This is a genomic window from Phenylobacterium sp. LH3H17, from assembly GCF_024298925.1.
GTDB lineage: Bacteria > Pseudomonadota > Alphaproteobacteria > Caulobacterales > Caulobacteraceae > Phenylobacterium.
Genome location: NZ_CP101283.1, coordinates 3,123,203 through 3,136,354 on the forward strand (window position 1 = coordinate 3,123,203; position 13,152 = coordinate 3,136,354).

General features: G+C 68.8%; 13 protein-coding genes. 7 read left to right on the forward strand and 6 right to left on the reverse strand.

Annotated elements, in window-relative coordinates:
• Positions 1-63: 63 nt before the first annotated feature.
• A complete protein-coding gene (locus M9M90_RS15340) occupies positions 64-897 on the reverse strand; it encodes an RcnB family protein (protein ID WP_254834092.1) in 834 nt (277 codons plus the stop codon).
• Positions 898-1,035: 138 nt separating this feature from the next.
• Here M9M90_RS15340 and M9M90_RS15345 point away from each other — a divergent pair, with 138 nt between their 5' ends.
• Complete coding sequence (locus M9M90_RS15345; RefSeq protein WP_254834093.1) at positions 1,036-1,590, forward strand: DUF924 family protein; 555 nt, start codon at positions 1,036-1,038, stop codon at positions 1,588-1,590.
• Between the two features lie 11 nt (positions 1,591-1,601).
• Here M9M90_RS15345 and M9M90_RS15350 read toward each other — a convergent pair whose 3' ends face one another.
• The 3 genes from M9M90_RS15350 to M9M90_RS15360 form a co-directional block, all read right to left on the reverse strand.
• The gene (locus M9M90_RS15350) at positions 1,602-1,892 is read right to left on the reverse strand and encodes a hypothetical protein (protein WP_254834094.1); all 291 of its coding nucleotides are present in this window, start codon (positions 1,890-1,892) and stop codon (positions 1,602-1,604) included.
• A 160-nt stretch (positions 1,893-2,052) separates the two neighbouring features.
• Positions 2,053-3,132, reverse strand: a complete 1,080-nt coding sequence (locus tag M9M90_RS15355) for an alkaline phosphatase family protein (protein ID WP_254834095.1) — start codon at positions 3,130-3,132, stop codon at positions 2,053-2,055.
• 92 nt (positions 3,133-3,224) lie between these two features.
• Positions 3,225-3,509, reverse strand: a complete 285-nt coding sequence (locus M9M90_RS15360) for a hypothetical protein (RefSeq protein WP_254834096.1) — start codon at positions 3,507-3,509, stop codon at positions 3,225-3,227.
• A gap of 204 nt (positions 3,510-3,713) precedes the next feature.
• Here M9M90_RS15360 and M9M90_RS15365 point away from each other — a divergent pair, with 204 nt between their 5' ends.
• The 5 genes from M9M90_RS15365 to M9M90_RS15385 all read left to right on the forward strand — a co-directional run bounded on the left by M9M90_RS15365 (position 3,714) and on the right by M9M90_RS15385 (position 8,409).
• Positions 3,714-4,553: a thymidylate synthase gene (locus M9M90_RS15365; RefSeq protein WP_254834097.1), complete on the forward strand. Its 840-nt coding sequence runs from the start codon at positions 3,714-3,716 to the stop codon at positions 4,551-4,553.
• Between the two features lie 17 nt (positions 4,554-4,570).
• Positions 4,571-5,089, forward strand: coding sequence for a dihydrofolate reductase (locus tag M9M90_RS15370; RefSeq protein ID WP_254834098.1), 519 nt, complete (start codon positions 4,571-4,573; stop codon positions 5,087-5,089).
• An 81-nt stretch (positions 5,090-5,170) separates the two neighbouring features.
• The gene (locus tag M9M90_RS15375; protein ID WP_254834099.1) at positions 5,171-6,082 is read left to right on the forward strand and encodes an SMP-30/gluconolactonase/LRE family protein; all 912 of its coding nucleotides are present in this window, start codon (positions 5,171-5,173) and stop codon (positions 6,080-6,082) included.
• Positions 6,083-6,172: 90 nt separating this feature from the next.
• Positions 6,173-7,720, forward strand: coding sequence for a DUF4118 domain-containing protein (locus M9M90_RS15380; protein ID WP_254834100.1), 1,548 nt, complete (start codon positions 6,173-6,175; stop codon positions 7,718-7,720).
• Complete coding sequence (locus M9M90_RS15385; RefSeq protein WP_254834101.1) at positions 7,717-8,409, forward strand: response regulator; 693 nt, start codon at positions 7,717-7,719, stop codon at positions 8,407-8,409. Before M9M90_RS15380 ends, M9M90_RS15385 begins: the two co-directional genes overlap by 4 nt.
• Here the strand turns inward: M9M90_RS15385 and M9M90_RS15390 are convergent.
• Together M9M90_RS15390 and M9M90_RS15395 are read right to left on the reverse strand one after the other, a co-directional pair.
• Positions 8,406-10,319, reverse strand: coding sequence for a potassium transporter Kup (locus M9M90_RS15390; protein ID WP_254834102.1), 1,914 nt, complete (start codon positions 10,317-10,319; stop codon positions 8,406-8,408). The genes M9M90_RS15385 and M9M90_RS15390 overlap by 4 nt on opposite strands.
• A 120-nt stretch (positions 10,320-10,439) precedes the next feature.
• Positions 10,440-11,540: an NADH:flavin oxidoreductase gene (locus M9M90_RS15395; protein WP_254834103.1), complete on the reverse strand. Its 1,101-nt coding sequence runs from the start codon at positions 11,538-11,540 to the stop codon at positions 10,440-10,442.
• Between the two features lie 206 nt (positions 11,541-11,746).
• On the opposite strand from M9M90_RS15395, the gene M9M90_RS15400 reads away from it, so the two are divergent.
• Positions 11,747-13,024, forward strand: coding sequence for a cytochrome P450 (locus M9M90_RS15400; RefSeq protein ID WP_254834104.1), 1,278 nt, complete (start codon positions 11,747-11,749; stop codon positions 13,022-13,024).
• Positions 13,025-13,152 lie beyond the last annotated feature (128 nt).

The following is a 13,152-nucleotide window of genomic DNA, read 5'->3' on the forward strand; positions in this document are numbered from 1 at the left end:
TGCGCGAAGGTCAAGACTTCCCTCGCCTGTCCGGCAAGGGAAGTCCCGCGACCAAACGACCGTCTACCAGAAGAGGTTGCGAGCCACCTGGATCACTCGCCCGCTGAACATGTCCACCAGCAGGGCGTCGTCCCCGACCCGAACCCATTCGTAGCCGATGGGCGGAATGGGCAGGCCATAGGCCCACCAGTCGTCGATCCGGTACTGCGGCTCCCACCAGCTGCGGGGCAACAGGTCGCCGAACACCCAGCTGCGCATATAGAAGCCGCGCGGCGCCTGGTAGGCCCAGCCACGGTAGCGCTGCGTGGTGCGCCAATCAGGCTGGTAATAGCGACGATCATAGCGCGGCCTTTGCTGATGGCGGCGCGCGTCATCCCAGCGGCGTCCGTCGTTCCAGTCGCGACCGTCGTTGCGGTCCCGGTTCCAGTCGCGGCCGTCGCGCCGATCGTTCCGGCGGTCGTTGTTCCAATCGCGGTCGCGCCGCTCGCCCCGATCGGTGTCGGGACGCCGCCCATCGCGGCTCCAATCGCGGCGCTGTTCGGGCGCGGGCTGAACCACGGCGGGCGTGGGCGGGCGCGCCTGGTCGCCGCCTCGGCTCCAGCGTTCGCCCCGGCTCCCGTCCCGGCGTTCGCCGTCCGGACGCGGGCCGCGGTCTCCGTCGCCACGACGCTCGCCGCCATCGCGCACGCGCGGGGCTTCGGGTGCGGCGGCGGCCTGTGGCGCGGCCGGGGCCTCGCGGGCCTCCCGAGCCGGACGGGTTTGCGGCGCGGTCTCGGGCAGCTCGGTGTTCTTCCAGCTGCGGCGCATTTCCGGCCGGTAACCGCCCTCCTGGGCGGCGGCCACGCCTGTGGAGGCCAGCAAGGCCAAGACCAGAACGCTCGTACCAAGTTTCGACATGTCTATTCCCGATGTGGCGGAAGGCCGCCGACGCCCGAATTGGTCCCTTGGTTAACAGCGATGACTCCGACAAGCTGAACCGCGCTTGAACGAAGCCACGACCCAGCCGACATAGGGCGCTTGTTCGGGAGGGTTCAGATGGCCGCCGCACCACAGGACGTCACCGGCTTCTGGCGCACCGCCGGGCCGCAGAAATGGTACGCCAAGGACGCGAAGTTCGACGCCGCGATCGCGCTGAAGTTCGAGCCCGTCCACTACGCCGCCGCCCGCGGGGAGTATGACGGCTGGGCGGCCGCCGCGGAGGGGGCGCTGGCCCTGCTGATCCTGTTCGACCAATTCCCGCGCAACCTGTTCCGCGGCTCGCCCCACGCCTTCGCCACCGACGGCAAGGCCCGGCAGGTGGCGCGCACCGCGGTGAACGCCGGCCACGACCGCGCCGTCGAGCCGCAGCTGCGGCAGTTCTTCTACATGCCCTTCGAACACTCCGAGGGCCTCGCCGACCAGGACGAGGCCGTGCGGCTGTTCACCGCCGTCCGCGACGAGACGGGCGACGCTGAGTCGCTGAAATGGGCGGTGATCCACCGCGACATCATCACGCGCTTCGGGCGCTTCCCGCACCGCAACGCCAGCCTGGGCCGGACCACCACGCCGGCGGAACAGGCCTTCCTGGACGAGGGCGGCTTCGCGGGGTGAGGGCGAGGCGCCTAGTTGCCCTTGGTCGGGGTGACATTGTGGTTGCGCTGCATCTCGGCGAATCCCTCGCGGGACTCCTCCTGGCGCCGCTTGAAGTCATCGAGGGAGAGGCAGACCCGCTTGCCGAACCGGGTGCCGGTCGCGGTCTCGGTGCGGCAGACGACCTTCATCTTCTTCTCACCGGGCTTCAGGGCGGGAGGCGTGGCGAGGTCCTTGTTGACGACCTCGGCGGCCGGCGCCGAGGTCGACGAGGTCGGCTCGGTGGCCGCCAGCAGGGCGGCGGCGGCAAGTACAAGCAACATTCATAGCCCCCAATTCATACAAGTCCGCGGCGACTTCTGCCCGGTCTCGGCTGTGCAGGGGGTCAATTTGCGTCAGTTTCCCAGCCGCGCGCAACTGCGGGGTTGTGCAGTCGGCGGGCCCCCGTCCACGGCGACGCATGACGAGGCCGGGCCCTTCGACCTAAGGCGCCCTGTCGAAGATCGGCAATGGCGATCCCGCCTTCGGATCGAAAGCCCGCCAATCGACGCCGAGCGCGCTAAGCGCCGTGGCCGCCACCTGGTCGGCGCCCGCGCAGTCGGGCGTCCGCGACAGCCCCGCCTTCACCCCCGGACCGATCACCGCGATCCAGGTCTCGTCCGACCGCGGCCACAGCACCTTTCCGTGGCCCTTCCAGTCGCCCTTCTTGAGCCCGGAGCCGCGGCCGTGGTCGGTGGTGATGATCAGGGTGGTCTTGCCGGCATAGGCCTTGTCGGCCTGAAGCGTGGCCCACAGCTCGCGCAGGAAGCCGTCGGTGCGCCGCGCGGCGTCCAGCATCAGGCCGTAGTGCCCCTCATGGGCGAAGTCATCGGTCTCGCCGTAGGCGATGTAAACCATCCTCGGCCTGTCGCGCTTCAGCGCCTGCAGCGCGTAGTTGTGGGTGAAGACGTCGAACCGCACGGTGGGCCAGATGCGCGGGGTCTGGGCCTGCATCCGCGCCAGGTGCGCCTCGACCGCCCCGCGCGCCTTCGGCGGGGTCATGCCGGTATCGACGGGAACACCGCTGCGGTCCTCGTTGATGATCGCCGTGAATACGTTCCACGAGGTGAAGGCCGCCACCTTGCCCTTGAACCCCGGCTGGCGGCCCAGCCATTCCAGGACCGTGACATTGGCGTTGGGGTTGGGATCGTTGGACTTGATCGCCGGATCGGCCCGCCCGGTCAGGATCTCATTGTACCCGGGATAGGAGAACCACTGGTCGTTGGTGACCCGCGCGCAGGAGCCGTTGTCGCGATCGCCGATCAGCACGCCCTGGCTGGCCACAACCTCGTGCAGGAACGGCATCAGCGCCCGCTTCCGGTCGGCCGGATCGAGGTAGGCCGCCTTCACCGCCTTGCGGTCCTCGACATAGGTCGGGTCCTCGGCGAGCGCGGTCTCGGCGCCGCGGAACACCTCCTGCCAGCGCAGGCCGTCCAGGGTCACCAGCACCACCCGGCCGTCCTTGGCCGCCGCGTTCGAGGCGACCAGGCTCAAGGCCACGGCCAGCAGGCTCAGGATCTTCATGACGCGTCCCCCTTTTGCGTTCCCGCGGACGATAGGACGACCCGGCGACGGCGATGTGAAGGCCCCGCGGCGGCGGAGCGCCGAGATTTAGCTCAGCAGGTCCGACCGCTCGACTGGCAGGGCGGGTTCATCTCGCGACGATCCTGCATGTCCTTCAGCGCCTGCTGGCTGTCCTTCTCCTGCTGCTTCCAGTCCTCGACGGACATGCAGCGGCGCTTGACCATCCGCGAGCCGCCCATCTGCTCGTTGCGGCAGACCATCTTGACCACCCGTTCGCCCGGCTTGAGTTCGGGCTGGCCGGGCGCGGCGCCCGTGGCCGGCGTCGGCGGCGTTTCGGCCGCGGCGAGAAGGGCGGCTAAGGCGATGGCCAGGAACATGTTCGAACTCCCCCGAGCGATGGCCGTCATGGTGAAGCATTCCCGGACCGCCTCCAACAGTTGAATTTCCGCCCCGGCGCCCGCGCCGGTAGGTGTCGCCCGCACGAAATTGGCGGGGATGGTTGTCGGTCCCCTGTGGAGAAGCCGGGTCGCACGCAACCGCCCCATCGACGCGAATCACTTGACGCAGCAACCTCGCTTCCGATGAACGCCCATGTCGCCATCGTCGGATCGCAGGACGCCGCCCACCCGGAGCGACAGTATCTCGACCTGCTGGCCGACATCCTGGCCAACGGCGTGGAACGCGGCGACCGCACCGGCACCGGCACCCGCGGCGTCTTCGGCCGCCAGATGCGCTTCGACCTGGCCAAGGGCTTCCCGCTGCTGACCACCAAGAAGCTGCATCGCAAGTCGATCATCCTCGAACTGCTGTGGTTCCTGCGCGGCGACACCAACGTGAAGTGGCTGCAGGAGCGCGGCGTCAGCATCTGGGACGAATGGGCCGCCCCCGACGGCGAGCTCGGCCCGGTCTACGGCAAGCAGTGGCGCTCCTGGACCGCCCCGGACGGCCGGGTGATCGACCAGATCGCCAATGTGGTCGAGACCCTGAAGACCACCCCCCATTCGCGCCGGCACATCGTCTCGGCCTGGAACCCGGCCGATGTGGACGACATGGCCCTGCCGCCCTGCCACTGCCTGTTCCAGTTCTTCGTGGCCGACGGCAAGCTCTCCTGCCAGCTCTACCAGCGCTCGGCCGATGTCTTCCTGGGGGTGCCGTTCAACATCGCCTCCTACGCCCTGCTGACCATGATGGTGGCCAAGGTGGTCGGCCTGCAGCCCGGCGAGTTCGTCCACACCCTGGGCGACGCCCATCTCTATCTGAACCACCTCGACCAGGCCCGCGAGCAGCTGGAACGCGAGCCCCTGCCCCTGCCGGTCATGGAGATCGCCGACAAGCGCGACCTCTTCGCCTTCGAGTACGAGGACTTCAAGCTCCGCGGCTACAAGGCCCACGACAGGATCAGCGCGCCCATCGCCGTCTGACCTGCTAAGACGCCCGAATGCCCACACCCATCCTCACCGCCGGCCCCATCGCCCGGTCGCGCAACGGCGTCATCGGCAAGGGCGGGACCCTCCCCTGGCGGCTCAAGTCCGACATGGCGATTTTCCGCGCCGTGACCATGGGCAAGCCGGTGATCATGGGCCGCAAGACCTGGGACAGCCTGCCCCGCAAGCCGCTGATCGGCCGCACCAACATCGTGCTCTCCCGCGACGGCTCGTTCGAGCCCAAGCAGGCCGTGGTCTGCGAGGAGTTCGCCGAGGCCTTCGCCATCGCCAAGGAACAGGCCGAGGAGGACGGCGTCGAGGAGGTCTGCGTCATCGGCGGCGCCTCCCTGTTCGAGATGGCCCTACCCCGCGCCAAGCGCCTCTACCTCACCGAGGTCGACGCCGAGGTCGAGGGCGACGTGGTGCTCTCCCCCATCGACGAAAGCCAGTGGACCGAGGTCCGCCGCGAGGCCTATCCGGCCGGCGACGGCGACGACTATCCCTTCACCTTTCGGGTGCTGGAGCGGCGCTGAGGTCCTTGACCTGCCCTGGCGTCGCCCGCCCATAGTCGTCGCCGAACGCCGTCAACCCGAGCGGCGACCGGAGGGATGACCATGGACCTGCAGTTGATCGCCGAGGGCTTCGAGTTTCCCGAAGGCCCCATCGCCATGGCCGACGGCACGGTCATCCTCACCGAGATCAAGGCCCAGCGCCTCACCCGCGTCCATCCCGACGGTCGCAAGGAGACCGTGGTCGAGACCGGTGGCGGGCCTAACGGCGCGGCCATCGGGCCGGACGGCGCCATCTACATCACCAACAACGGCGGCGCGTTCGAGTGGCTGGAGAACCAGGGGATGACCATCCCCGGCCCCACGCCGCCCAGCCACACCGGCGGCATGATCCAGCGCTTCGACCTGGCGACCGGCGCGCTCACCACCCTCTACGACGCCTGCGACGGCCGCCGGCTGATCGGGCCCAACGACATCGTCTTCGATAAGCAGGGCGGCTTCTGGTTCACCGACCACGGCTGCTCCACGCCCGAAGGCCGCAAGTTCGGCGCGGTCTACTACGCGAAGACCGACGGCTCCCACATCAGCCGCCAGCGCGACCACATCATCTCGCCCAATGGGATCGGCCTCTCGCCGGACGAGAGCGTGGTCTATGTGGCCGACACCCAGCTCGGTCGCCTCTGGGCCTTCGACGTGGCCGAGCCGGGCGTGCTGGCGCCCCCGGCAGGCTTCGCCCCGGGCCGGGTGATCTGCAACCTGCCGGGCTACCAGCTACTGGACAGCCTTGCGGTGGAGGCCTCAGGCAAGGTCTGCGTCGCCACCATCATCAACGGTGGGATCACCGCGTTCGACCCCGACGGCTCGACCGAGCATTTCGCGGTCCCGGACCTCATCGTCACCAATATCTGCTTCGGCGGCGAGGCCATGACGAGCGCCTGGATAACCGCTTCGGCCACCGGCAAGCTCTACAAGGCGACCTGGCCCCGCCCAGGCCTGAAGCTGAACTACAACGGCTAAGACGACCCCCGGGATTGCCGGATTGTTTCTGCGCGCGCCGAGGCCCAGTAGTCTCATCGACAGGGGCGGATCTCGGAGCTCGGGGACGGCATGGCCGCGCAAGAACCGTTGGGCGACCAGGATCGCGGCGCAGGCCCGCGTCGCCTGACTCCCGCCCGGGCCTGGGGCTACCTCGCCGCCGCCGGGCTGGTGTCGGCGGCCAACCTCCTCGGGCATGGCGGCGGCCAGTTGGCGGGCGCCAATCTGGCCATGCTCTTCCTGCTCGCCGTCCTGATCTGCGCCCTCGGCTTTGGGCTGGGTCCGGCCCTGTTCGCGGCCCTCATCGCGGCGATCAGCTACAACTTCTTCTTCCTGGAGCCACGGCTCACCCTGGTCATCGCCAGACCGGCGGATGTCCTGACCTTCCTCGTCTTCTTCGCCGTGGCTCTGGCGACGGGGTGGCTGGCCGGGAGGGTCCGCGACGAGGCCAGGAACACCGCGCGGCGGGCGCGGACCGTGAGCCTGTTGCTGGAGGCGAGCCGGCGTCTCTCGGCCGCGGCGAGCCCTGACGAGGCGGCGCAGGCCCTCGCCGAGCAAGCCGCCCTCGCCGCCGGGTCCGCCGCGATCGTGTTGCTGCCGGACGGCGAGGGCCTGCGGATGGCGGCCGGGCCGCCGGGCCTGACCGATCTCGCCGGGTCCACGCGCCAGGCGGCGGGCCATACCTGGGAGACAGGCGAGACCCCCGGCGCCGCTGGCGACGCCGGCTGGACCTTCCGGCCGCTGACGGGCCTGCACGGGCGGGTCGGCGTCATCGGCCTCCGGGCCGCGGCAGGGTCACTGGACCCCGAGCGGGAGAGTTTGCTCGCCGCGCTGCTGCATCAAGGCGCCGTGGCCCTGGAGCGGGCGAACCTCGCCTCGGCGGCGGCCGAGAACGAGGCCCTGCGTCGGGCCGACCATCTCCGCTCGGCGCTGCTCAACTCGATCAGCCACGACTTCCGCACGCCGCTCGCCACCGTGCTCGGCTCGGCCACCACCCTGCTGGACTTCGAGACCAGCCTGAAGCCGGCGGTGCGGCGGGATCTGCTCCAGAGCATCGCCGAGGAGGCCCGGCGGCTGAACCGCTATGTCGGAGACCTGCTCGACATGAGCCGGCTCGAGGGCGGCGCGCTCAAGCCCCGGCGCGAGCCGACCGACGTCCGGGCGGTGCTGACCTCGACCCGCGCGAGGCTCGGCGACCAGGTGGGCGAACGCCGCATCGTCCACGACTTCGCCCGCCAGGTGTCGCTGGTGAGCGCCGACCCTACCCTGCTGGGTCAGGCCGTGCTCAACATCCTGGAAAACGCGCTCGCCTACAGCCCCGAGGGATCCTCCGTGGAGCTCGCCGTGCAAGAAGACCAGCACCACGTGGTTATCTCCATCGAGGACGAAGGCCCTGGCATCGCGCCCGCCGATCTCGACAGCGTCTTCGATCGGTTTCGCAGGCTGGAGACACCCACCGACCGCGCCCAGGGCCTCGGCCTCGGCCTTTCGATCGCCAAGGGCTTCATCGAGGCCATGGGAGGGCGGATCGCGGCCGCCAGCCCTGTCCGGGACGGGCGCGGCACGCGATTCCTGATCTCACTGCCAAAGGCGCGATCCACGCCCCGGGAGCTGCTGTGAGCCTCCGTCTCCGCATTCTGGTCGTCGACGACGAACCGCAGATCCATCGGTTCCTGACCCCCGCGCTCGAGGCGGCTGGCTTCGAGCCGGTTCGCGCCGAAACCGCCGCGGCCGCCTTGCGCGAGATCGCCCTGCGCGCCCCGGACGCCGTGATCCTCGACCTCGGCCTGCCGGACATGGATGGCAAGGACGCCCTGCGAAAGGCCCGCGCCTTCTATGACGGACCGATCCTCATCCTGTCGGCCCGCGACCGGGAGACCGAGAAAATCGACGCCCTCGACCTCGGCGCCGACGACTTCGTGGAGAAGCCCTTCGGCGTGGGCGAGTTGCTCGCCCGCCTGCGGGCCGCCATCCGGAGAGGCCCCCGAGGCGAGGCCGCCCCCACGGCCGTCCGCTGCGGGGACCTCGACATCGACCTCGCCATGCGCTCGGTCCGCCGGAAGGGCGCGCCCGTACGGCTGTCGCCCAAGGAGTTCGAACTCCTGGGCCGGCTGGTCGAGGGCGGCGGGAAGGTCATCACCCACCGCCAACTCCTGACCGCGGTCTGGGGCCCGGCCCACGAGCACGACACCCAGTATCTGCGCGTCTTCGTCGGCCAGCTGCGCCAGAAGCTTGAGGCCGATCCCGCCCGGCCCGAGCACATCGTGACCGAGCCGGGGGTCGGGTACCGCTTCGTCGTACCGGCCTAGATGGCGACCTGGGCGCCCATCTCCACCACCCGGCCGGGTGGGATGCGGAAATAGTCCGTCGGATTGGCGGCGTTCTTCATGAGGTAGATGAAGAGCTTGTCCTGCCAAAGCGGCATGCCGGGCCCCGCGCCGGCCACCACCGAGCGGCGGCCCAGGAAGAACGACGTCGCCATGATGTCGAACCGGAAGCCAAGCCTGCGCGCCGCGCTCAGGGCCCGGGGCAGGTTGGGGCTCTCCATGAAGCCGTAGCTCACCGTGATGCGGTCGAAATCGGGAGCGATGGTCTCGAGCCGCACCCGGCCCTCCTCTGGGACCCGCGGACGATCCGAGGTTAGCACGGTCAGCATGACGTTTCGTTCGTGCAGCACTCTGTTGTGCTTGAGATTGTGCATGAGGGCGACCGGCGCGATGTCCGGCTGCGAGGTCAGGTAGATCGCGGCGCCCGGCACGCGATGCGGCGGGCGGTGGCGAAAGGTCTCGATCAGGTCGGCGAGCGGGATCGAGTCCCGCTGGGTCTTCTCGCTGAGCAGGCGCGCGCCCTTCATCCAGGTCCACATGACCAGGACGATGGCGCCCCCGGCCGCGATCGGGAACCAGCCGCCGTCGGCGATCCGCATCACGTTGGATCCCAGGAAGACCAGGTCGATGCAGAGGAACGGAACGACCACCGCCAGGGACGCGGCGAGCGACCATTTCCAAAGCTTCCGCTCGACGATGAACAGCAGCAGTACAGTGACCACCATGGTCGCCGTCACGGCGATGCCGTAGGCGGACGCCAGGTTCGAGGAATTTCGGAACACGAACAGCAGCAGCACCACGCCGACCAGCAGGAAGGCGTTGACCGCCGGCACATAGATCTGGCCGGCGACCGTCTCGCTGGTCCGTCTGATCGCGATCCGCGGCAGCAGGCCAAGCTGCACCGCCTGCTGGGTGACGGAGAACGCCCCGGTGATGACCGCCTGGCTGGCGATGACCGTGGCCATGGTGGTCAGGATCATGACCGGCCAGTAGGCGAACGTGGGAATCATGCGGAAGAACGGGCTCTCCGCCGTGCTCGGGTCGGTCAGGACCAGAGCCCCCTGGCCCAGATAGTTCAGCATCAGGCACGGGAAGGCGACCATCAGCCAGCCGGCACGGATCGGGGCCTTCCCGAAGTGGCCCATGTCCGCGTAGAGCGCCTCCGCTCCGGTGACCACGAGGAACACGCTGCCCAGGATCGCGAACCCGAGCCATCCATTGCTGACCAGCAACCGCACCGCATGGACCGGGCTCAGGGCCATCAGGATCGACGGCTCCTGGACGATGTAGATCAGGCCCATGCCCGCCAGGACCAGGAACCAGACCAGGGTGATCGGTCCGAAGAACCGTCCGACGGCGGCGGTGCCGCGCGCCTGGACCAGGAACAGGCCTGTGAGGATGACGGCCGCCGCGGGCAGGACATAGGGCTCGAAGAGCTTCCCCACCCCGGGCGCGAGGGCCAGACCCTCCGTCGCCGAAAGCACGGAGATCGCCGGGGTGATCAGGCCATCGCCATAGAACAGCGCCGCGCCGCAGATGCCGAGGATCAGGATCCATCCCGACCGACGGCCCGCGGCGTGCTGGGCCAGGGCCATCAACGCCAGGGTGCCGCCTTCTCCCTTGTTGTCGGCGCGCATGACCACGACGACATATTTCAGGGTCACGATCAGCAGCAACGCCCAGAAGATCAGCGAGACCACCCCGAACACCGCCAGGTCGGTCGCGCCACCCTTCGCGTGGGCCAGGGCCTCCTTCATCGCGTAGAGCGGACTGGTGCCGATGTCGCCGAACACCACCCCAATCGCGCCGAGGGTCAGGGCCAAAAAGCCGTGACCGCGCCCGGTCCGCAAGTCCGCGGCGCCGGCCTCCGCCAAAACCTGTTCGTTGGACATCCAGCAATCTCACGCGACCGATGCGCACCGTTACGGCCGGTCGGCGTCAGGTTTCGATGTGGAATCCCGCCCGTGAGCATAAGGGCGGCGTAAAGGTCGCCCAGTCCGCCCAGGCGCCGCCTAGTAGAGCGTCGCCATCGCCGAGCGGTCGAAGCTCTTCAGCTCCTCGGTGCGGCCGTCGCGGATCTTCACCACCCATTCGGGGTCCTGCAGCAGGGCGCGGCCGACGCCGACCAGGTCGAAATCCCCCCGCTCGAGGCGCTTCTCCAGCTCGTCCAGCGAGGCCGGTTGCGAGGCTTCCCCGCCATAGGCGGCGATGAACTCGCCCGACAGCCCGACCGAGCCCACGGTGATGGTGGGAACCCCCGTCACCTTCTTGGCCCAGCCGGCGAAGTTGAGGTCCGAGCCCTCGAACTCCGGCTCCCAGAACCGCCGCTGCGAGCAGTGCAGGATGTCGGCGCCGGCGTCGACCAGGGCGCCCAGCCACGCCTCCAGGGCCTTGGGGTCCTGGGCCAGCTTCACCTCGTAGTCCTGCTGCTTCCATTGGCTGATGCGGATGATCACCGGATAGTCGGGACCCACCTCGGCGCGCACGGCCTTCAGGATGTCGGCGGCGAATCGCGCCCGGCCGGACAGGCCGTGGGATCCGTAGGCGTCCTCGCGGCGGTTGGTGCCGTCCCAGAAGAACTGGTCGATCAGGTAGCCGTGGGCTCCATGCAGCTCGATGGCGTCGAAGCCCAGCTTCTTGGCGTTCCCGGCCGCCTCGGCGAAGGCGCGGATGGCGTCGGCCACGTCGGCGTCGCTCATCGGGGCGCCGAACGCCTTGTCCGGCCGCGACAGGCCCGAGGGGCTGTCATAGGGGCCGGGCGGGGTCCATTCAGGGTCGCGGGTGCGCACCGCCCCCACGTGCCAGAGCTGCGGGGCCATCACCCCGCCGGCGGCGTGGACCTCATCGATCACGGTCTTCCAGGCGGCCAGCTCCTTCTCGCCATGGAAGCGCGGCACGTTGCGATCGTTCACCGAGGCCGGTCGATTGACGCCCGTGCCCTCCGAGACGATCAGCCCCACCTGGCCCTCGGCGCGGCGGCGGTAATAGTCGGCCACCTCCTTCGTCACCACGCCATCGGGTGAGAACGAGCGGGTCATTGGCGCCATGACCACGCGGTTGGCGAGATGGAGGCCCTTGAAGTCGAAGGGTGTGAAAAGGGCGTCGGCGGCCATGGGCGCTCCGGTTTCAAACAGGTGTTCGCCGCAGGTAGAGCATGGTCGTGCGCTTCGGTCAGTCCAGAAAATCTGGCGGCGCCCTGAAAAATGACGCTAGTGTCATCGATCACGGGGTTGCCAGCGGGGGCCCGTTCCCGCATTCTTCTGAACAGTGATCAGATAGCGACAGAGGCGTCCGAAGACGGCGCTGAACGGAGGATTCCATGAGCGACGGCGCGATCGATCTGAAGGCCGAGGCCCGCGCGAAGGCCTACGCCATGCCGCTGGACGACATCAACGTCACCGACCTCGAGCTGTGGCGCACCGACACCATGTGGCCGTACTTCGAACGCCTGCGGAAGGAGGACCCTGTCCACCTGCACCCGGCCGAGCACCACGAGGACGGCGCCTTCTGGTCGGTGACCAAGTACAACGACATCATGGCGGTCGACACCAATCACGAGGTGTTCTCCTCCGAACCGTCGATCACCATCTTCGACCCCAAGGAAGACTTCACGCTTCCGATGTTCATCGCGATGGACCCGCCCAAGCACGACGTCCAGCGCAAGACCGTCAGCCCCATCGTCTCGCCGGCCAACCTGCACGTGCTGGAGCCCCTGATCCGCGGCCGGATCCAGAAGACCCTGGATGAGCTCCCCATCGGCGAGCCCTTCGACTGGGTGGACCGGGTGTCCATCGAGCTGACCACCCAGATGCTGGCCACCCTGTTCGACTTCCCATGGGAAGACCGCCGCAAGCTGACCCGCTGGTCGGACGTGGCCACGGCCGGCCCGGAATCCGGCCTGTTCAGCTCCGACGATCCCGAGGTCGTCGAGGCCGAGCGCAAGGCCGAGCTGTTCGGCTGCGTCGATTATTTCACCCGGCTCTGGAACGAGCGGATCAACGCCCCGCCCAAGGGCGACCTGATCTCCATGCTGGCCCACGGCGAGGCCACCCGGAACATGGACCGGATGGAGTACCTGGGTAACCTCATCCTGCTGATCGTCGGCGGCAACGACACCACCCGCAACTCGATGACCGGCTCGGTCCTGGCGCTGAACCAGAACCCCGACCAGTACCGCAAACTGCGCGAGAACCCCGGCCTGATCCCCTCGATGGTCTCCGAGACCATCCGCTGGCAGACGCCGCTGGCCCACATGCGCCGCACCGCCACGCGGGACTTCGAGCTGGGCGGCAAGACCATCAAGAAGGGCGACAAGGTCATCATGTGGTACGCCTCGGGCAACCGGGACGAAGAGGTGATCGAGCGCCCGAACGAATACATCATCGACCGCGAACGGCCCCGCAACCACCTCTCCTTCGGCTTCGGCATCCACCGCTGCGTGGGCAACCGCCTGGCCGAGTTGCAGCTGCGCATCCTCTGGGAAGAGATCCTGCCGCGCTTCCCCGAGATCAAGGTGCTGGACGAGCCCCGCCGCGTCCCCTCAGCCTTCGTGAAGGGCTACGAGTACATGGAAGTGGTGATCCCCTCGAAGAACTGAGGCCGTCGGCGGCGGGGGTTTCCCCGCCGCCTTCGACCGGCTAGGCTTGGCCCATGAGCAAGATCAAACGCGCTCCGCGCCGCCGCTTCTGGCGTCGCCGGACCCAGGGCCCGACCTGCTGCGTACGC